Annotated in this window: 11 protein-coding genes; 5 read left to right on the top strand and 6 right to left on the bottom strand. The window is 70.9% G+C overall.

What is annotated here, in order from left to right:
- Positions 1-10: 10 nt before the first annotated feature.
- Positions 11-1852 (bottom strand): SWIM zinc finger family protein, encoded by a 1842-nt coding sequence (locus AC16DP_RS24075; RefSeq protein WP_329734712.1) that lies wholly within the window; start codon positions 1850-1852, stop codon positions 11-13.
- Positions 1849-8325 carry a HEAT repeat domain-containing protein gene (locus AC16DP_RS24070; RefSeq protein ID WP_329734711.1) on the bottom strand — a complete coding sequence of 2159 codons (6477 nt, stop codon included), beginning with the start codon at positions 8323-8325 and terminating at the stop codon, positions 1849-1851. Before AC16DP_RS24070 ends, AC16DP_RS24075 begins: the two co-directional genes overlap by 4 nt.
- Before the next feature lie 603 nt (positions 8326-8928).
- Here AC16DP_RS24070 and AC16DP_RS24065 point away from each other — a divergent pair.
- Entirely contained in the window at positions 8929-9351 is a 423-nt protein-coding gene (locus tag AC16DP_RS24065) for a hypothetical protein (RefSeq protein ID WP_329734710.1), read from the top strand.
- 21 nt (positions 9352-9372) lie between these two features.
- Here the strand turns inward: AC16DP_RS24065 and AC16DP_RS24060 are convergent, their stop codons facing one another.
- Positions 9373-12096: a hypothetical protein gene (locus AC16DP_RS24060; RefSeq protein WP_329734709.1), complete on the bottom strand. Its 2724-nt coding sequence runs from the start codon at positions 12094-12096 to the stop codon at positions 9373-9375.
- Between the two features lie 261 nt (positions 12097-12357).
- On the opposite strand from AC16DP_RS24060, the gene AC16DP_RS24055 reads away from it, so the two are divergent.
- The 4 genes from AC16DP_RS24055 (at position 12358) to AC16DP_RS24040 (ending at position 17138) form a co-directional block, all read left to right on the top strand.
- A complete protein-coding gene (locus tag AC16DP_RS24055) occupies positions 12358-14232 on the top strand; it encodes a Fic family protein (RefSeq protein WP_329734708.1) in 1875 nt (624 codons plus the stop codon).
- Between the two features lie 55 nt (positions 14233-14287).
- Positions 14288-14749, top strand: coding sequence for an SRPBCC domain-containing protein (locus AC16DP_RS24050; RefSeq protein ID WP_329734707.1), 462 nt, complete (start codon positions 14288-14290; stop codon positions 14747-14749).
- A 148-nt stretch (positions 14750-14897) separates the two neighbouring features.
- Positions 14898-15707 (top strand): hypothetical protein, encoded by an 810-nt coding sequence (locus AC16DP_RS24045; protein WP_329734706.1) that lies wholly within the window; start codon positions 14898-14900, stop codon positions 15705-15707.
- A gap of 225 nt (positions 15708-15932) precedes the next feature.
- A complete protein-coding gene (locus AC16DP_RS24040) occupies positions 15933-17138 on the top strand; it encodes a glycosyltransferase family 4 protein (protein WP_329734705.1) in 1206 nt (401 codons plus the stop codon).
- Between the two features lie 18 nt (positions 17139-17156).
- Here the strand turns inward: AC16DP_RS24040 and AC16DP_RS24035 are convergent, their stop codons facing one another.
- The 3 genes from AC16DP_RS24035 to AC16DP_RS24025 form a co-directional block, all read right to left on the bottom strand.
- A complete protein-coding gene (locus AC16DP_RS24035; RefSeq protein WP_329734704.1) occupies positions 17157-17714 on the bottom strand; it encodes a Uma2 family endonuclease in 558 nt (185 codons plus the stop codon).
- A gap of 192 nt (positions 17715-17906) precedes the next feature.
- On the bottom strand, positions 17907-18659 hold the full coding sequence (locus AC16DP_RS24030; protein WP_329734703.1) for a hypothetical protein: 753 nt from the start codon (positions 18657-18659) through the stop codon (positions 17907-17909).
- A gap of 125 nt (positions 18660-18784) precedes the next feature.
- Positions 18785-19933, bottom strand: coding sequence for a Gfo/Idh/MocA family protein (locus tag AC16DP_RS24025; RefSeq protein ID WP_329734702.1), 1149 nt, complete (start codon positions 19931-19933; stop codon positions 18785-18787).
- Between the last annotated feature and the right edge of the window lie 114 nt (positions 19934-20047).

Below are 20047 nucleotides of genomic sequence, written 5' to 3'. Positions count from 1 at the left end.
CTGGTGACGCCTACACCGCCCCGCCCACCGAGTCGATGAAGCCCTCGGCGGCCAGCGATTCCAGGCGCGCGAAGTAGGCCGTGCGGGCCTCGCCGTCCGTGTCGAACCACAGCCGCTGGTGGCGCTGCTCGCCCAGGCGCGGGCCCCACTCCACCGACACCAGCTTGCCGTCCAGCGACACCCGGTACACCTGCTCCTGGCCCGCCTCGTCGCGCCGCACGTACGAGCGTGTCTCCGCGCGGATTTGAGCCCGTCCCTTCGGCGTCTGCCGCAGCGCCTCCTCCTGCGCCCGCTGCCGTGCGTACGCCAGACGTAGGGCGATCATGTGCTCGCACGGGCCCTCGCGCATCCCCGAGCGCCGGTACGGCGGGCAGCCGCAGCTCGCCTCGCGCACCCGGCCCTCCAGGTCCAACATGAAGCCGGGGAAGAAGCTGCGCACCGCCTCGCGGTCCACCACCTCGCCGCTCAGCCGCGTGCCCACGCCCACCACCTCGTGCACCTTGGTGAGCTTCACCTCGCCCGCTCCCGGGCCTCCGTCTCCCAGCAGCCGGTGCGCCCGCTCCTCGCGCTCGTTGCCGTAGCGGATGACGGCCTCGTCCACCGGCGCCGAGAGCAGCTCGCGCGGCCGGTACGTCCCCTTGGCGATGTCATACAGCACGCGCCCGCGCAGGCACTCGAGCTGCAACGCCCCGCGCACCGCGTCCTTCGGCGAGTCCGTCCCCGAGGCCAGCGCCTCGAAGCTCAGCGGGCCCTCCTTGCGCAGCCGGTTGCGCAGCTTCTCCGCGAGCCCGTCCGGCACCTCGCGAGGCATGAGCGCATCGAAGGCCGCCGCGCTGGACCAGCCGCTCTCCGTCCACCCGGTGAGCGCCAGCGTCAGCGTCGCTGGGCCGAGCTCAATCACCCAGAACACCGGCAGGCCGGGCCCGAGCATCTGCACGCGCACGCCCTGTGCATGGGGCAACAGCCGCGCGAGCGCCGCGAGCCGCTGCCGTCCGAAGGTGCGCACCACCGCGGGCGCGCTGCCCTGGTACTTCGGCCCGTGGCACTCCAGCACCAGCTCCCACGGTTCAATCACGAGCCTCGGCTGCATGCCGGGGACGAGCTCGAAGCGCAGGGCGCGCGGGGCCTTCTTCGCCTTCCGGGTGCGCAGCGCGAAGAGCAGGTTGTACAAATCAATCGGCGCCAGCGTGCAGGTGCTCGCGGGCAGCGTGGCGGCGGACTGCACCTGGAGGAAGCCGCGCAACCACGCGTGCGGCACCTCCACGTTGCGCGGGGCGCGGGACCCGGCGCCGCCGGGCAGCGCCACGTGGGCCTCCAGGGACACCGGCACATAGGTGCGCAGCCGGTCCACCTTGGCCAGCAGATCCGCGGGCACGTCCAGGAAGGTGGAGCCGTGCGCGGCCTCGCGGCCCTCGAAGAGCGCGTTGTCGAAGGACAGGCGCGCATAGGCGCTCTCGTCGCGGGAGAACACCTCCAGCGACACCTGGTCCGGATCCACGGTGAGGACAGGGTCCAGCACCGCGTCCGCCTTCTGCTCGCCCTCGAGCGACTGCTCCAGGAAGGCCTTCTGCGCCTCCCAGATTTGAGCCGTGGCGCGCTTGCCCTGCTTCATCAGGTACGCGAGGTACGCGGTCCGGTCCTTGCCCCGGTAGCGCAAGTCGCTGGCGAGGATGCCGAGCGTGGCGGCGAGCGCATCGCGGAAGAGGGCGGGCTCGCGCACCCTGCCGCGCACGCCCACGGTGCCACGGGAGCCCTCCAGGGCCAGCTGGACGTGCGAGGCATTGGCGCCAGCGTCCACGTCACTCGTGGTGGCGTAACGCAGCTCGACGGCGTGGTGGGTGGCGGTGCTCACGACGGGCTCCCTTCCTTCTGGTCCTTCCGGGCGCGCTCGGCGGCGCGGAGTGCACGTTTGTGGGCGCGGTAGGCGGCCTTCCGCAGCTCCACGGATTGCGACTTGTCGAAGGCCTGGCCGCGCAGCACTTCCGCGGCCTCGGTGCCGCCCAGGCGGCCCAGCGCGGCCCACGCATCCTGCCGCACCTGCTCATCCTTGTTCGTGGCGAGCGGGCGCAGCGGCTCCAGCTCCTTGCCGGCCAGCACCGAGGGCAGGGCCATGCGGCGCGCCTCGGAGGTGGCGAGCTGCTTCGGGCTGCGCACCGTTCCTCCCGCGGGGCCCGTGGCCACCGGGTCGAACGGCTGCACCGCCAGGGCCCACTCGGCGGCGCGCTCGGGGGCGATGCGGGCCAGGGCGGAGGTGGAGGCCTCGCGCACCCCGGCGTCCGGGTCGGACAGGGCGGCACGCAGGGCCTCGGGGGCGGTGTTCAGCCGGCCCAGCGCGCGGGCCGCTTCCAGGCGCACCCCGGCCGGAGCCTTGGCCTCTCCACCCTGGAGGATGTCCTTGCCCGCCTTGGCCAGCTCGCTCACGCCCAGGCACGAGCCCGCCCACAGCAGCCGCTCCCAGGCGGTCTCCACGGGCTCGCGCTTCGGGGCGGGCGTGGAGGCCCACTCGGAGGCCGTGCGGCGCTCGGCGGTGGCGATGGCACGGCCCAGCACGGCGCGGTCGTCGGTGGACCAGGCGCGCGAGGCCTCCTGCTCACCGGTGCGCGCGCCCACCAGCCACGCGGCCTCCTCGCGCGCGGAGGGCTTCTCGTGGCCGAGCAGGTTCGCCAGGGCTCCGGCGGGCAGCGACGCGCGCCGCACGAGTCCCCTGCGCAACCGCTGGCGCAGCTCCTCCTTGTCCAGCGTGGCCAGACGCGGGAGCAGCTGCATGGGGTCCGCCTCGGTGGCGAGGTAGCTGGCGGCGGGCTCGGAGATGTCCTCCTGCTCGCTGGCCACGGCGAGCAGCTCCACCCGGATGCGCTCCTGGGGGAACAGGGCGTCGAGCGCCTTGCGAGCCGCGGCGCGCAGATCGTCATCCCAGTCATCCAGCGCCTTGGCCAGGGTGAGCTCGGCGGCGGGGTCCCCGAGCTTGCCCAGCTCCTCGGCCGCGGTGAGGCGCACCGTGTTGTTGACGTTGTCGTCGGCCAGCAGCGTCTCCAGCCGGGAGCGCGCCCGCTCGCCGCCGATGGCTCGCAGGCCCCGGACACCGGCCTGCTGTTGCTCGATGGAGCGGCCCTCCATGGCGGCGAGCTCCACCTTCTCCTCGACGCGGCGGCGATCCTCGCCCTCGGGCAGCTTCGGGGCGAGCCGGCCCAGGCCCTCGAGGGCCGCGGCCACCATGCTCTCCTCCACGGGCGCCTCGGGCGTGCCACCGGCGGCCACCTGCTCCAGCTCGGACAGGGCGCGCGCGTCTCCGAGCGTGCCCAGGGCCAGCAGGGCCCGCTCGCGCTCTCCCTCCTCGCCCGCGCGCACGTACAGCAGCAGCGGGCGCAGGGCACTCGTGCGGCCCCGGGAGGCCACGCCCTCGGCGGCGGGCAGCATCAGCTCGCGAGCACCGCCGCGCAGCACCTCCTCCAGCGGCTCCACCTTCGCGCCCTTGTGGATGACGCGCGAGGCGTAGCCGGCCACCGACTCCATGCGCACCGTCAGGTCCCGGTCCGCGAAGAGGCCGGCGAGCAGCTCGTCCTGGCCCACGTCGTCGCCCTGCACCAGCTCGAGGGCGGCGGCCTTGCGCACGTTCGGGTCCGCGCTGCGCACGGCCGCGCGGAGGAAGCGCATCGCCAGGGCCATGTCGCGCTTCGTCTCGCCCTTCTCGTCCTTCTGGGGCGGGGTGGCCACCTCCATGGCGGCGCCCACGCAGGCGTAGCGCACGGTGGCGGCCTCGTCGTCGAGCTGCCGCGCGAGCGCATCCACGGCCTCGGGCCGGCGGGTGTGGCCCAGGGCCTTCACGAGGGCGAAGCGCTCGTTCTGCTCCGAGGTGGCGCGCAGCCGGGCGGCCAGGGCCCCCACGGCGGCGGCCGAGCCGAGCCGGGCCAGGGCCTCCTGGGCGCGCTTCACCGCCGAGGCGTTCTCCGAGCGCAGGAAGGCGGCGAGCACCTCCACGGCGCGGTCATCCTGGCGCCAGGCGAGCAACTCCGCGGCGCGCAGGCGCAGGTCCTCGTGCTCGCTGCCCGCCGCGCGGCCGAGCGCCTCGGTGACGCGTGCGTCGTTGGCCCCGGCGAGCCGCTCGATGACACCCACGCGCAGGTCCGCGTGCTCGCTGCCGAGCGCGGCCAGCAGGGGCTCGAGGCTGCCCGGAGGGCTGAGGCGCTCCAGCAGCTCGAAGGCGTACTTGCGCACGTCGGACAGGGGCGAGTTGAGCGCGGCGGCGAGGCGGCCCTTGGCGGACGTGCCCCGGGCGGCGAGCTCGTCCAGCGCGGCGCGGGCCACGTCCGCGGAGAGCGACGCGAGGGCGAGCGCCAGTGGCTCATCGGAGCCCGCGGGGTACAGCTCCTTGAGGCCGGCGAGGGCCGCCTTGCGCACGAGCTGGTGCGGATCCTCGAGGGCGCGCAGCAGGGCGGCCACGGCGGCGGGCGTGCCGGCATGGCCCTCCTGGGTGAGCTTCACCACGCGGTCCACGGCATCGCGGCGCACGCGGTGGCCCTCGTCGTCACCGGAGGACACCTGGCGCAGCAGGCCCACGTAGGCGCCGAAGGCGAGCCGGCGCAGGTGCTGCTTCTCGGCGGAGACGAGCGCCTCGGGCGAGGGCTCGGCGGAGGCGGCCTTGCCGGAGGGGGTGGAGAAGAGGCGGCGCAGCCAGTTGCGCGCGGGCTTCTCCTCCACGGGCCGGGCCTGGGCCTGGGGCGACGTCTCGGGCTTCCACGGCGCTTCCAGCGAGCGCGGGCGGGCCACCTTCGCGGCCTCGCGGAAGTAGTCGAGCGGCTTGTGGCGCAGCTGGAGCACCTGGGCGGCGGCGTAGCGCTGCTCGGGCACGTCGCTGGCGAGCGCCTCGGCGAGTCCCACCATGGCGCGGGCGCGCTCGGCCTCGGCGGGCCAGTCCTTCATGTCGCCGGCCTTCTCGGGGCGGGGCGGCTGGAGCACCTCGACGAGGTGGGCGTGGGAGGCTTCCGTCTCCGTGCGCAGCTCCAGGGCGCGGGCGGCGGCGTAACGCACCTCGGGCCGGCCGCTGGAGAGGGCGCTGATGAGCAGGTCGGGCGGCTCGCCCCGGCGCGAGGCGCGCAGGTCGCGGGCGAGGACAATCGCGAAGACGGTCTCCTGCACCTCGCGGGAACGGTCCTCCAGGCCGTGGAGCAGGCCGCTGTCGCCGTCGGGCCCGAGCGCCGCGAAGGAGAGGATGGCTCCGATGCGGATGGGCTGGTGCTCGTGGCGCAGGTTGCCGGTGAGGACGGGCAGGGCGCGGATGTCACCGAGGCGGGACAGGCCATCCGCGGCCCACGAGCGCACGGCGACGTCCGCGTGCCCGAGCGCGTCGAGCAGATAGCCCTCGTCCCCCCGGCGGCTGGCGGTGGCGAGCCCGCGGGCGGCCTGCTCGCGCACCTCGCTGGCCTCGTCCTTGAGGAGCGTGGTGGCGAAGAAGGACAGCAGGCGGCGCGAGCCGAGGGTGGCCAGGGCGCTCGCGGCGCGGTGGCGCAGCGGGGCGAGGAAGGCCGGCGGGTGGATGCGCTGCAACTCCTTGTCGGTGAGGAGGTTGCGCATCGGCTCGATGATGTCCTCGGCGCCGCGGGCGGCGAGCAGCTCGGCCGCGCGGACCTTGAGGGGCAGCTCACCGGAGCCGAGGCCCGCGAGCAGGGGGCCGTTCTCGTTCTTGATGAGCTTGTCGAGCGCCTCGATGGCGGCGAGGTAGACCTGCGGCTCCTCGGCGAGCAGCAGCTTGAGGAGGGGCGAGCGCACGGCCTCGGCGGGAGCCTGGGCGGCGTTCTTCGCGGCGAGGGTGCGCAGCGAGGCGTGGGCGGTGTCGAAGGCGGCCAGGTGCGGCTCGGCCTGCTCCTTGCCCACGTGCTTCACCCAGGCCTCATAGGCGGCCTGGGCCACACCGGCGTCGCGGTCCCCCACGACCTTCTTCAGCCGCTCGAGGGCCGGGCCCTCCTTGATGCGGGCGGCGAGCTCGTCCACGGCGCGGCGGCGCAGGTCGGGGAAGCGGCCGGCGAGCGCGCGCTCCAGGGCCTCCTGGGGATTCTTCTCGTTCCAGGCCCAGAGGGTGCGGAAGGCCTCGTCGCGCACCTTGGCGGACTCGTCCTCGAGCGCATCGCCGAGCAGGTGCACGGCGGCCTCGGAGCGCTTGCCCGTGAGCTTCACGAGCCGGTCGAGGCCCCGGACGCGCACGTCCTCGAAGGAGGAGCGGAGGGCGGCCTCGGCGGTGGAGAGGGGCGCCTCGGTGTCGAGCGTCACCACCGCGTCGAGGGCGGTGGCGCGCACGTCGGCGTTCTCGTCATCCAGCATCCACACGAGGCGCTCGCGGCCGCGGGCGTCCTGGAGGGCGCGGAGGGCCTCGGCGGCCTGACGGCGGATGGCGGCATCGGGCTCGCGGGAGAGTTGCAGCAGCGCACCGAGCGCCCGGGCATCCCCGAGCTGCGCGAGGCCGCGGGCGCCACGGACGGCGGTGTCGGGAGTGCGGCAGGCCATGGCGGCGAGCAGCGGCTCCAGGCTGGCCTCGGCGAGGGGCTCGCCGGCCTTGCCGGTGCCGGGCAGGGCGGCGCGGGCGGCCCGGGCCTCGTCATCCGTGGGCCGGGGCTTGCGGGCGAGGCGGCGCGCGACGTCCAGGGCGGCGCGGGCGAAGTCCTCGTCCTTCTCCTCCAGCACGTGGGCGAGCGGGCGGCGCTCCAGCACGCGCACGGTGAAGGCCACGCGGCGCACGTCCGCGTCCGAGTCATCGAGGGCCCGGGCCACGAGGGGCTGCAACTGGGGCGAGCCCAGCCAACCGGCACCGGCGGCGCGGATGAGCACCTCGGCGCGCAGGTGGGAGGTGCCGCGCTCGAAAGCCGTCTTGAGGGGCTCGGTGCTGTCCTGGGGGAACACCTCCACCAGCGCGTCCAGCGCTGTTGTCGAGACGGTGGCATCCGAGTCCGTCAGCTTGCTGGAGATGAGGCCCGGCACGAGCGGCGAGGTGCCCCCGAGCGTGGCCAGGCGGCGCAGTCCGGCGATGCGCGTGTCCGGGTAGCGCGAGTCGAGCGCGGCGCGCGGGGCGGCGAGCGGGGACTCCTTCTCCAGCGTGGCGAGCGACTCCAGCGCGGCGGCGCGGACGGCCGGGTGCTCGTCGTCGAGGCGCTCGCGCAGCTTCACGCGGGCGCCGGTGCGGCCGAGCCGGCCCAGCTCCTCGGCGGCGAGCTTGCGCACCTCGTACTCGCGGTCCGAGGAGAGCATCGCGAGGACGAAGTCGAGCGCCTCGGGCTCCTCGAGGGCGGCGGCCTCGCGGACGGAGGCCTCGCGCTTGGGGCGGTTGCCCTTGCGAGACTCCTCGAGCAGGTCGAAGCCGTGGGAGAAGGAGACGGTGTCGTTGGTGGGCTTGCCCTCGGTGTCCAGCTCGAAGCGGCGCACCGTGCGGTCCTCGCCACCGGCGTAGACGAAGCCGAGCTGCACCTTGGCCTGCCGCGCGCTGACGGGCGGAGCGAAGGCGAGGGCGTACACGGGCTTGCTGCCGCAGTCGAGCGTGCGCGGCTTGCGGCGCTCGTCCAGGCGCCACGCCTTCACCTTGCCGTCGTCACCGGAGGAGAAGATGCGGTCGGAGGCCTCCTCGCCGCGCTCGGGAGGGGGCGTGGGTGGGAAGAGGAGGGCGGTCACGGCGCCGGTATGGCCGGAGTCCTTGTCGCCGCGGACCTCGTGCTCGACGGCGCCGACGAGGTACCAGATGCGCAGCTTGCCATCATCTCCGGCGGAGACGAGGCGCCCATCGCGCGGGGTGAAGGCGAGCGCGCGCACGGCGCCCTCGTGGCCGGGCATGTCGCGGCGGGCCCCGTTGGCGAGCGTGAAGGAGCGCACCACGGAGTCGTCACCGCCGCACGCGGCATAGGTGCCGGAGGGGTCCACGGCGACGGCGCGCAGGGGCTGGGACGAGGCCTGCCACTCGTGCACGCGCTTGCCCTTGGCGAGCTCCCAGGCGCGGAGGAAACCATCGAGGCCCACGGTGAAGGCGCGGGCGCCATCGGGGCTGAGGGCGACGGCGGTGCAGGGGCCGCGGTGGGCGTCCTTGAGCTCGCGCTGCACGGAGCCATCGCCGAGCGCGCCGATGCGCACGGAGCCATCGGCGCAGGCGGCGACCCAGCTTTCCCCGGCATGGGCGAGCCCGAGGACGGCGGCGGGCAGGTCCACGGTCCAGGCCACCTTGTTGGTGGAGGGCTCGTAGGCAGTGAGGCGGCTGTTGGAAGCGGCACGGGAGCCGCCGACGAGCAGCAGGCGCGGGGTGGCCGCGAGCGCGCGGACCTTCTCGTAGTGGCCGATGGAGAGTGAAGCCATACGTCGGAATCCTCCGGTCGGGGGGGTTTAGCACAGGAGCGGCCATCTACTTCCGCCGTCCTTCAGGTTTCCGCGCCTGTCCGGCAACGTGTCCCGGGTGCGACTCACGGCCGGGTGGTTTCATCGATTGAGCGGGCTGGCGCTCCTGCTGTGGCTCACGGGATGCGCTGTGCAGTCCCCGGCGAGGGCTCCTCGGTGGTATGGGCAGAGTGGTCCTGTCTCCGCTGGGGGCTTGCCGGGGACGGTGAGCGCCGGGGCTCGGACCATCGAGGTTGACTTCGAGGCCGCCACCAGCCGATGACCGACAACATGAAGGGCTTGCTCCTCGATAACCGATGGGCCCCCATCACTTCGGAGATGGGATTTCTGGAGACCGGTGCGGAGCATGCCGCCCGTGCCTTCGCGGCATGGCAGGCAGGGCTGATGGCGCCCCGTGGCATTGCCGTGGAAGTACGCCCGGTTCCGGGCTCCCTGGAGCATGCCCTCTCGTCCCTGCTGCCCCTGACCAGCCCGGAGGCACGGCGAGACCTCTTCATTCCGACACGAAGCCCCTGGACGGCGTACGTCGAGAACGGGTGGGGTGGGACCGATGCCGGGAGTGTCATGTCCTATATGGCTCGGACGCTGGGCTGCCGGGGCATGCGGGTGGTCGCGGTGCCCCACACCTTGCGTGGCGACAAGGGGCGCTATGGGGCCGTGATGTTCGAGCTGTACGGACCCCAGCAGACGCACTGGCTCAACTACTTGCGCACCCTCTATGTCTCCAACGATGGAGGCAAATGGGTGTTCGGCCAGTCCGGTGAGCCCCTGCCCTTCGAGAAGCTGGATCGCTACCAGGCGCGCAGGCTGCGAGACCGCTTCACCTTCGACATGCTCAAGGAGTACCTGCACCACCTGGGGCTGTCCCCCTTCGAGGAGGACTTCTACCTGCCCCAGGGTGCTCCCGCGTGGCTCGTGGAGAAGACGGGAACCTTCGTCCCCGCCCAGACGGAGTACACCCTCGCCCAGGCCCGGCAGGACTTCTGACTCCAGGCACGCGGCCTGCCGTCAGAGTCCCCCGAGCTCCACGCCGGGGTGCGCCGCGCGCAGCCTCACCAGCGAGGACAGGCAGCTCTGCCACTCGCCCTTGGCCAGCGAGCCGGTGAACTCACCGAGCACCGGCGTCACCACACGGGCGAAGCTCTCGTCTTCCAATCCCAAATCACGCACCAGCTCAATGACCCGGCGCTTGGCCTCGCTGGCGGACACCCGGCGGACCACGTTGCCCTCGCGGCCTTCCTTGGAGCGCCCCGGGGGCAGGCCGAAGAGCATGCGGCGCAGGAAGGTGCGCAGCGCCTCCACGTTGGCGAAGCGCTCGGTGGCGGCCACCGGAGACTCCGCGGCCCCCGACGGCTTCCACCCCTCGGGCAGGTGCAGCGGGCGGTGCTTCTCCCAGAGGAGGCGGATGGCGAAGAGGCCCACCTCGCGGTCGGCGCTCTCCATCAACCATGCGAGCCGCTCGGGCCCGCCCAGGCGCGCGTAGTGGCGGCGGATGAGCTCCACGGCCACCTCGCGCGTGGAGCGCTTGGTGCTCTCGGTGAGCGTGAAGACCTTCACGGGGTCCAACTCCTCGGGGGTGAGGGTGCGGCGCTTGTCGGCCCCCTCCTCGCCCGCCTCGAGCAGGGCGTCATAGGCGAGGTTGCGCACTTCCTTGGCGTTGGCCTCGGCCAGCTCGTACACGCGGGTGTGCCAGCCCCAGGCGCGCAGCTCCACGCGCGTCACGGCGAGCGCGAAGTGACGCACGTCATCACGGGCGTCGAACAGCGCGGGCCACAGCCGCTCGGGGGTGTACGCGTTGCGAGGCGCCTTGGGCTTGAGCTGGTAGGACTTGGACTCGGGCTGCTCGGGGCCGATGACGGGGTGGTGGCAGCGCAGGTACGTCTGGGCGAACGTCCGCACGGGCGCGGGCTGCTTCGCGCCGAGCGCCAGCTCGAAGAGGCGCTCCAGGCCCGCGGCGGCCTCGCCGGACTCGCTGAAGTCGGCGGGCGACACGTTCTCCAGCAGGTAGCGGTGGGCGAACTGGTGCAGCGTGGGGTCCGCGCGCCGGGCGAGCGCCAGCAACCACGCAATGCCCACGTCCCTCGGCGCGAAGAGCTTGCGGTTGCCGAGCAGCTTGAGCGCCACCTCGCGGTACTTCGCGTTGAAGACGAGCCCCTTCACGCGCTCCACGTCCAGGCCGGGCAGCGCCTCCGCCTCGCCGAGCCAGCCGGAGACGGTGTCGCCGAAGTTCGGGTGGATGGCGCGGTCCAGCAGCCAGTCGGCGCCGATGTCCGCCGGCTTGAAGGCCTTGAGGGACTCGAGGGCCAGCTCCTCCACGTCGCTGCCGTAGGACTCCAGGCGCGAGTCATCGAGCAGGGCCTTCCAGAAGGACGGGGGCAGCTCGCCCTTGCCGTACTTGGACTTGAGGTACTTCGTGGCCCACTCCATCTGCTCCTCGTCGCCGAAGAGCATGTCGAAGAGGAACTTCTGGGTGAGCTCGGCGCGATCGAAGCTCTGCTCGAGGGCCTTGGCGGCGAACTTCGCGGTCTGCTTGTGGACGAGCAGCCGGCCGAGGAAGTCCGGGCCGAGCTCGCGCGGGTTGCGCTTCTCCAGCACGGCGGCGGCGAAGGCCTTCACGTCGGTGTGCTCGCCCTCGAGCAGCCCGGCGAGGCGCTCGGGCGGGAGGTCCTGCGCATGGGCGCGGGCGTACTCGATGGCGTAGGTGCGCGCCTTGTTGCTCTCGGAGACGAGCAGGGCGAGCACGGCCTCGTGGAGCCCGAGTCCGCGCAGCTTGCCCTGGTGGAACTCGGGGGAGCCCTGGAGGGTCTCCACGAGGAAGTCATGGGCGCTGGCGAGCGGGCGGCGGGCGAGTCTGTCCAACCAGGCGGGGGTGATGTTGCTGCGCAGGGTATCGGGGAAGTCCTTGCGCAGACCCTGGATGGCGAAGCGGGCGGCGGGGTCCGACTGGCAGGTGTCGAGCAGCCGCATGAGCGCATCGGGCGAGCGCTTCCACGCGTCGGTGAAGGCGCGCTTCTTCACCATGTCGCTGGGGGGCTCGATGGAGAAGGAGTTGGCGGAGTAGTTGCCGTTCTCGTGCGCCCAGATGTGGTTGGAGAGCCAGCACGAGCGCCAGGAGGTATCGGGCTCGTAGTGGCGGAGCACCTCGATGGCGAACTGGGGGTAGAGCTCGGGGACGGCCATGCCGAGCTGGCGCAGGTAGCGCCAGGCGCGGCGCTGGAGGTAGGTGAGGGTGCCGCGGGAGACGTCGCGGGAGCGGTAGGACTCAGAGCGCTCGGTGTCGAAGCGCCAGGCGAGGACGCCGAACATCTCGGCGTCATGGCGGGCCTCGGCGAGCTTGTAGATGCGCTTGAGGCCGCCCCAGAGGCCGAAGCGGAGGTCTGCCTTGCGGGCGAGCGCGAAGAGGACGGCGCGGGAGGCGCTGGTGTTGCGCTCGTAGAGGGAGACGAGGAGGTCCGCGAGGGCGAAGCGCGCGGGGAGGGGGACGTCCTTCTGGGCGAGGTAGCGCTGCCAGGCCTCGCGGGCGCCGGTGTGGCGGGCCTCGGCGCTGTGGCGGGACTGGGACTGGCGCAGGAGGTTGAGGAGCCCGTCGAAGGCGAGGGCGCCCTGGGGGAGTTTCTCGGGGACCTTGTCGGGCTGCTCGAGGAAGGCCAGCACGGCCTCCGCGAGGTCGGGCGCCTCGGCCCGTGACAACCGCTCCAGATCTGCTGCCGTCAGCTCGTCGCTCGTGGCCATCGGGCGGACGGGTCTAGCACAGGTGAGCAGTCGACCAGCGCGGATGAGCCCACCTCGTCGGGATTCAAGCGCTCCGGCCTCGACGCTTCTCTCTGTCAAGGGCGAATGCACTGACCCGAGGGGCTCCTACATCTGCACACCTGGCGGAGGAGCACGAAGGGGGCGTCGAAAGGCGGCAGAGGCCGTAAGCCTAATTGATTTTCGGAGGGATGGGCATTTTATAAGCACTTTCACTCAAGTCTAACTTTTTTGGGGTCTCTCATGCCCGAACTCACCCAGCTCGATCGCCTCTTGGAGGAGGGCCGGAAGGTCGAGGGGTGGACGGCACTCATCGAGAGTTCGCCTGCTTGCCAGCTCTGCCAGAAGGAGGGCAGGTCCTCCCCTGCCGTCGTCGATGGACGGCTCCGGGACTCGGGCCAATGGGCCAACATGTGCCGGGCGCACCTGGCCGAGCGAGGCGAAGGCATTGGCCCGACAGCAGGTCGGGTCCTCATTCCGACGGGACCGGCGAACCACATCGAGCCGCCCCAGGGGACGGCGCCCATCGGTTATGCGTGGCTCATCTCCGAGTTCGCATTGGCGGTGCTTGCTCCGCACCGGCTCAGCTTTCTAGGGACGACGAACGTCCGCCGTGAAATCCACGATGAGTCCCAGACCCGCATCGTGTTCCCACCCGGGTACGCGCCTGGGCCACGCACCATGGACCAGCTGGAGTTTGCCCTGAAGCATGAGGGCCTCAACCTCGAGGTGCTGGCGACCTTCTTCCGGCGCGTGGATCGAGAAGCCTTCGAGGCAGAGCTGGTGGACGCGATTCGCTCACAACCCCTGGGACAGTACCGTCGGCGGATCTGGTTCCTGTACGAGTGGTTGACCGACCGTCGGCTGCCCGTCTCGGATCTCAGCAAGGGAAACTACATCTTCCTGCTCGATCCAGAGGCCTATTACACGGGAGTTCCGCAGCGTTTCCGGCGGCAGCGCATCGATGAGAACCTCCTGGGCGACCGGAACTTTTCTCCGATCGTCCGGCGGACGGAAAAACTGGCGGAATTCGAGCGCAAGGACATCCGAGCCAGGGTTGCCAGCATCGTCGAGCAATATGACCCTGACGCCCTGCACCGTGCGGCGGGTTATCTCTACACGAAGGAGACACGCTCCTCGTTCGCCATCGAGGGTGAACGCCCAAGCGCGAACAAGGAAGAACGGTTCGTCGCACTGCTCCAGGGTGTCCCGAAACTGAGCGCACTCTCCAAGGAGAAACTCGTCCAACTCCAGGGCGCGACAGTGGATCCCCGCTACGCGCGTGGGGATTACCGCGACGACCAGGTCTATGTGGCCATGCCCTTGGGGCTGACGCGCCAGCGAATCGAGTACATTGCTCCCAAGCCCGGTGACGTGCCTGGACTCATGTCTGGTCTGCTCCACTGCATGGAACGGATGGCCAGGTCCATGTGCGATCCGGTTGTCGATGCGGCCGTCGCGTCGTTCGGCTTCGTCTTCATTCATCCCTTCCCGGATGGGAATGGCCGACTGCACCGGTTGCTCATCCACTACATCCTTTCAAGGCGTGGGGTCACTCCTGGAGACTTCATCTTCCCGGTCTCAGCGGTCATGGAGTCGAGGCGAATGGAGTACGACAAGTGCCTGGAGAGCTTCTCCCGTCCGCTGATGAAGTTGCTCGACTACACCGAAGGTGAGGATGGAAAGGTCACGGTCCAGGGGGATAGTGCACCCTTGTATCGTTACTTCGATGCGACTCGGATGGCGGAGGATCTCTACCACTGGGTCTTCGAGACGGTGGATACCGAGCTTCAGCAGGAACTCGACTTCATCGCCCGCTTTCGCGAGGCGCGGAAGGCCATGGCGGAGGTGGTGGACCTGCGAGAGCAAGATGCCAACCTCTTCGTGTCGCTCTGCCGGCAGAATGGAGGGCGTCTCTCCAAGAGCAAGCGTGAGACCCGCTTCTCGATGTTGACCGATGGGGAGATCGCTGGGCTGGAGAAGGTTGTCCGTACGTATCTCATGCCCACCGGGAAGGTGTCTGGAGCGAAGCAGGCGTCAGCCTCAGAGGAGGTAGACCCGGAAGCCGGGCAGCCTCGCTCATCGAAGCACACCTTCGTTTCTCGTACCCGAGGGTAGTCTTTCCACCGCGCCGGAACCCCGCTGTGGCTCTTGCATTTGCTAGTGTTCGGGCATGAGTTCAACCCGCATCACCCGCCACGTGAATGCACCCCGCGCGAGCGTCTATCGCGCGCTTGTCGATGCGCGCGCGGTCTCGGCGTGGAGGGTGCCGCCCGGCATGACCAGCCACGTGCATGTGTTCGAGCCCCGCGAAGGTGGCTCGATCCGCATCTCTCTCACGTACGACGCACCGACCGGGACCGGCAAGACGACCGCGCACACCGACACGTATCACGGCCGCTTCGTGAAGCTCGTGCCGGACGAGCAGGTGGTCGAAGTGGTCGAGTTCGAGACGACGGATCCCGCGCTGCGCGGCGAGATGACGCTCACCCTCTCGCTTGCCGATGCAGAGGACGGTGGCACCGATGTCCTCGCCGTGCACGAGGGGGTACCGAGCGGCGTGTCGCCCGCGGACAACGAGCTCGGCTGGCGGTTGTCCCTCGAGAGACTCGCGGCGCTCGTCGAGGCGGGCTGATGCACTCGCGACTCGTCTCGTGAGCCGGGGCTCGCCCCGCGGAGCGATGCGGCGCATGTCAGGTTGACGTCGATGCGTAGAGTCCAGCGGCTGGACGGGCGACGGGCTGGGCCTGCAGGTGTAGAAGCGGGCGGGAGGAGACTCTCGCATGACGGACGCGGAGCGCGGCAAGGATGGGAGGCTGGGCCCTTATCGGCTCGGCAGGCGGCACGGGAGCAAGGGCTCGGAGGAGGACCTGGGCCGGCTCTACGAGGCGCACAACGTGCATACGGACAAGCCAGCGCTGGTGCTGGTGCCGGGCCCGGGCGAGTGTGGTGAGTCCGAGGAGGACTGGTCGGTGCGCGTCACGACCCGGGACCGGCCGCCCTACGTGGCACTGGAGGTGGAACAGGCGCCGGCCACGGGCGGGCTGGCGGGACTGGCGGGGCTCTTCGAGATGCTCACCCGCCTGATGGAGCGGGTGGAGTGGAGCGACGAAGCTCGCAGACACCTGACGCATCCGCCAGAGGGGCGGCTGAAGCGGTGGACCTCGGGTGCTCGCCGGGTGCTGGAGAAGGGGGCGGATTACAGCATCGAACTGCTCGTCGTGGCCCTGGTGCTGCTGATGATCGCGGTGCACGTGCAGGCCTACTTCGACAACCAGCGGAGCGAGCAGCACGAGGCCGGTGGGGTTGCCGTGCAGGTGGTGGAGGGGGGCCGCGCGCCCACGCTGGTGGACACGGGTGAGGATAGCCCGGCTGGCATCACCTATCCCCTCCCATCGAAGCCCTTCAGCGATCAGGCGAAGGCGCCGTGCCTGCCGAAAAAGGGGGAGGTGGAGATCAACGGCGGCTGTTGGAAGACCCTTGAGAAACGCCCGCCCTGTTATGAGGATGATGCCGAATACCAAGGCAAGTGCTACGCGCCGGTCTCGGCGCGCTCGCGGAAACCGCGTGAGCCGCAATCCATCCAACCGTGAGTTACAGCCCGCTCGAGCCGCATGAGAGACGCCTCCGTGTGCTCTCACGCGGTGGGAAACGCTTTCTCATGCATGCAATAGCAGACGTCCGTGGAGTCCATGCGCGACACTGCTGTCTGCCTGGAAACCTTCACGCTCACTCCGTCCTGGCGGGCAGGAGGCAGTAGGAACAGGGAGCACTACATCCCTCCTCGTCGCGCTCCGCGATCCTCAGAGGAGGCCGATGTGGATGCTCCTGGCCAGTCCGAATGCGTCTCCCGGTTGCGATTGCTCGTCGGGGTGCATGAAGGCGGGTTCAACGGCATCGACACGTACTCGGAGCAGGTCGCGGCCAGCGCCGTGGCGGCCGGGCACGAGGTGACACTGGCGGCCACGACGTCCGCAGCCTCCCGTCTCCGCTCGTGCCTCGGACTGGCCGGGGTTCGCATCCTGGAGCTCGACATCGCTCCTCCCGGCCGGGTGGCCCGTCTGGCGGCGCGCTTCTGGCCCCGCCTCGAGCGGCGCCGGCTGGAGCGCGGGTTGGCCTCGGCACTCGCATGCACCGGGCAGCGCTTCGACGTGGTCCACCTCAACCGCCCGGGTCTGGCTCCGGCCATCCGCCCTTTCGCGCGCCGACTTGTCTCGGCCGCGTGGTTCTACCCCCACGAGCCCGTGCTTCGCGCCGTGGAGACCTGGCGGCATACGCGGGGCGGCAACCTGCTGCGGCGGATGGTGATGACCCTCAAGTCGTTCTCCCACTACCTCGGCGATGTGGAGGGGTACCGCGCCTCGGACTGCGTCGTGGCTCCGACGCCTTCGCTCTCCGCCCAGCTCCGCTCCCAGGGCATCCAGGCCATGCTCTGCCCTCCGCCCGTCCAGGTGGAGCGCCCGAACCTGTCCCCGGCACACGAGGGGCGCGCGGAGGACCTCAAGAGGCTGCTCATCTGCAGTGGAGACCTCTCCCACCCGAGGAAGAACCTCCTCCTCGCCCTGGAGTCCCTGCGCTACCTCGTGCCGCGCGGCTGGCGGCTCCAGTTGGAGGTGATTGGGAAGAACCCGGAGCGGCTCCAGGCGCTGGCGCGCACCCTGCCGGAGGGCATCGACGTGCGCTTCACCGGGCCGCTCCCGGCGGCGCAGGTCCAGGCCCATATGCGCTCGGCGGATGTCTTCCTCTTCCCCAGCCTCTACGAGGAGTGGGGCTACGCCGCCGTGGAGGCGCTCCTGTGCGGCACGCCCGTGGTCACCTTCCCCGTCTATCCCTTCCCCTTCATGCTCGAGGGCGGGCTGGGGGAGATCGCCGGAGACCTGTCCGCGCGAAGCCTCGCCGAGGCCGTGGAGCGGGCCTTCCACCTGAATGACAGGTCCCTGCTCGCCAGGGCCGCCGCGGAGCGATTCGGTGGTTCCGTGGTGGCCCGGAAGCTGACGGAGATCTGGACCGCGCCACAGGCGTGAGGGGCGCACGCCCCCGGGTCATCGCTCCCAGAGCGTGGCGAGCTTCAACGGCAGCACCGCGAAGGGCTCGGCGTGCACGGTGGCCTCGCCGCTCCAGTGGCCCTGCCGGCTCCAGCGCCGCCGCTCCAGCCGGTAGACTTCCAGCGCCTGTTGGAGTGGATCTACCAACCACAGGTGGCTCACGCTTTCGCGGGCATAGGCCTTCATCTTCTTCTCCCGGTCCAGCACCGCCGTGGAGGGCGAGAGCACCTCGCACACCCAGTCGGGGGCCAGGGTGATGGCCGCGGTGTGCGGCATCTGGGGCATTCGTTCCCGGCGCCAGCCCGCCAGGTCTGGGACCAGGGCGTCCTCGCCCAGGTGCAGCTCGGGCTCGTACGCGATGAGCCAGCCTCCAGGTCCTCTCTCTCCGAGGTCGAAGGGTCCTCCCAGAAGCATTCCGAGCCGAGAGGCGGCCCGGAAATGAGGCGAAGCCGGGCGAGGGCTCACGTACAACTCGCCATCGACGATCTCCCCCACGCGGTGGGGGGGAACGCTCTCCAGGTCTTCGTAGGTGGCCTTGCGTCTCGACCCGCTCATGCCCGGAGCATGGGGAGTCGCGGGTGCTTCTTCAAGCTGCGTCCAGGGACTGTCGAGCGAGCCATGACTCATGGACACAGTCTACCCGTGACCTGTGAAGTCAGCAAGCCCAACCCGATGTCAAAGGTCATGTGGACCTGGCTCGTGAGTACGGCGAGCGAGCCGGGAGGCCATCGCCTTCCAGCCTCGGGGCTAGCGGGAGGCCTGGGCCTTGGCGAGCACGAGGTTGGAGTAGCGCGCGGTGATGCGCAGGTGCTTCTTGTAGAAGAGGAAGCCGCCCTCGGCGTCCACGTGGAGGGTGTCGAGCACCTGGCCCACGCCGGGCTGGGCGCGGAAGTCCATGCGCACGTCCACCCGGTCCGCCATGTCCGGCAGCTCCGTGGGACTGTAGACGAGCCGCAGGAGCTGGCCCGAGCTGGGGTCCACCACCGCCTCGCCCTTGTGGACGGAGGGGGCCCGGGTGTCATCGGCGCGGGGCTCGAAGCGCAGCCGCAGCGTGTGGGGCTCGCGGGGGTCCGGGCCCGCCAGCGAGAAGCGGTGCTGCGCCAGGTACGAGGCGGCGAAGGGCAGGTTCACCGAGTTGAACGCCGTGCGCACCTCGCCCTTGCGCTGGCGCTCCTCCAGGTCCTTGCGCAGGGCCTCGGTGGCGTCCTCGCCGTCCTTGCGCGCCTGGAGGACTTCCCGGTGGTGCTGGCCGTCCTTCACCGTGACGCGATCCACCCGCTCCTGGGTGTGCTTCACGTTGCCGTCCCCGTCCAGCTCCTCCACCCGCAGGGTGATGGTCACCTGCTCCACCTTGCCGGCGAGCAGCTCCTCCATGCCCCACGTCGTCTCACCCAGGCGCCGGGCGAGCACCTCGGCCTCCACGGTGGGCGTGGGGCCTCCCTGGGCCGCCACGGGGAGGGAAGAGAGCAGCAGACCCACCAGGGTGAGCGCGCGACACATGCAACAGGGCTCCTGGATGACCCCGCGTGGAAGCGGCGGGGGGCGGGGAAGATGCACCACGCCGCGCTCCAGCGGAAGTGCGGATTCCACGAAAGTTGTTCCGCTTCTCGCGGAACCAACTTCCCTCACCCGCCCATGGGCGGAGAGGCGTTGACGGGCTCGGGCGGATGGGTGGGCGGCTGACGCTGCTCCTGCTCCCCGGTGGGCCGCTGGCGCTTCTCGAAGGGCTCCAGCCGCACCGCGCGTCCCGTCTCCGCGGACTGGTAGAGCGCGCGGATGATGCGCACGTCGGCCAGTCCCTCCCAGCCGCTCGGCTCGACTTCGCGGCCGTTCAGGATGCAGTCGCTGAAGTAGGAGATTTCCGGGCCGATCTGATCGCGCACGGGCAGGGTGCGCTTCTTCTTGCCCTTCGTCTCCAGCTCCAGGGTCATCTTCCCCTGGTAGTCGTAGGCGTTCTCCAGGCGCAGGCTGCCCTTCGTGCCCACGAGCTGGTAGGTGCCCGTGGAGGCGGTGCCGAAGCTCACGTTGAAGGAGGCCAGCCGGTCGTCCGGGAAGCGCAGCACCGCGGACATGGCCTCCTCCGTCTCGGCGAAACGCTCGTCCCTGCCCCGGGCCCGGAAGGCGAACACCTCCTCGGGCTCGGCGCGGAAGAGGTAGCGCGCGGCGTTGACGCAGTAGACGCCGATGTCCCAGAGCACCCCGCCGCCCTTGTCCGCCTCCAGGCGGATGTTGGGCGCTTGAATCTGGAAGCTGAAGGACGAGCTGAAGAGGCGCGGCTCGCCAATCCTCCCCTTGCGCACCGCCTCCATGGCCGCGAGGTGGGTGGACTCGAAGTGCAGCCGGTAGGCCGTCATCAGCTTCACGTCGCTGTCCTCGGCGGCGCGAATCATGTCCAGGCACTGCCGCTCGTCGAGCGCCAGGGGCTTCTCGCACAGCACATGGGCTCCGGTCCGGGCCGCGCGCACCGCGTACTCGGCGTGAAGGGAGTTGGGCAGGGCGATGTAGACGGCATCCACCTCGGGCAGGGCGAGGCACTCCTCGAACTGCTCATAGCCGTAGACGGGGACGCCGTGGCGCTTGCCCAGCACGCGCTGCTTCCTGGGGTCGCCGGAGACGAGCGCCACCAGCCGCGAGTTCTTCTTCGCGTGTTGGAAGGCGGGGAGGATGGCGTCCTGGGCGAAGTGTCCGAGCCCCACCACCACGTAGCCCACCTTGCGCGCCTCCTGACGTTTTCGCCGTGTGTCCCGCGCTCCTGCCTGCTTCCCAGACGCCATGTGCGTGTCCTCCTGGAACCTGTCGGCGGGGCAAGCTCGGCATGGAGGGGGGAGGCGACAACCCACCCGGGGGCGAGTAGGGCTCCCGTGTCGGAGGGCGGACGGGGCGGCCGG

The organism is Archangium sp. (genome assembly GCF_057119385.1).
Note: the sequence above shows the minus strand (reverse complement) of the source record. Positions and strands in the feature narration are given on the sequence as shown.

Coding starts and splice junctions, on each gene's coding strand:
- AC16DP_RS24070 (WP_329734711.1), bottom strand. CDS start 8,325: ATGGCTTCACTCTCCATCGGCCACTACGAGAAGGTCCGCGCGCTCGCG.
- AC16DP_RS24065 (WP_329734710.1), top strand. CDS start 8,929: ATGTCCTATATGGCTCGGACGCTGGGCTGCCGGGGCATGCGGGTGGTC.
- AC16DP_RS24060 (WP_329734709.1), bottom strand. CDS start 12,096: ATGGCCACGAGCGACGAGCTGACGGCAGCAGATCTGGAGCGGTTGTCA.
- AC16DP_RS24055 (WP_329734708.1), top strand. CDS start 12,358: ATGCCCGAACTCACCCAGCTCGATCGCCTCTTGGAGGAGGGCCGGAAG.
- AC16DP_RS24050 (WP_329734707.1), top strand. CDS start 14,288: ATGAGTTCAACCCGCATCACCCGCCACGTGAATGCACCCCGCGCGAGC.
- AC16DP_RS24045 (WP_329734706.1), top strand. CDS start 14,898: ATGACGGACGCGGAGCGCGGCAAGGATGGGAGGCTGGGCCCTTATCGG.
- AC16DP_RS24035 (WP_329734704.1), bottom strand. CDS start 17,714: ATGAGCGGGTCGAGACGCAAGGCCACCTACGAAGACCTGGAGAGCGTT.
- AC16DP_RS24030 (WP_329734703.1), bottom strand. CDS start 18,659: ATGTGTCGCGCGCTCACCCTGGTGGGTCTGCTGCTCTCTTCCCTCCCC.
- AC16DP_RS24025 (WP_329734702.1), bottom strand. CDS start 19,933: ATGGCGTCTGGGAAGCAGGCAGGAGCGCGGGACACACGGCGAAAACGT.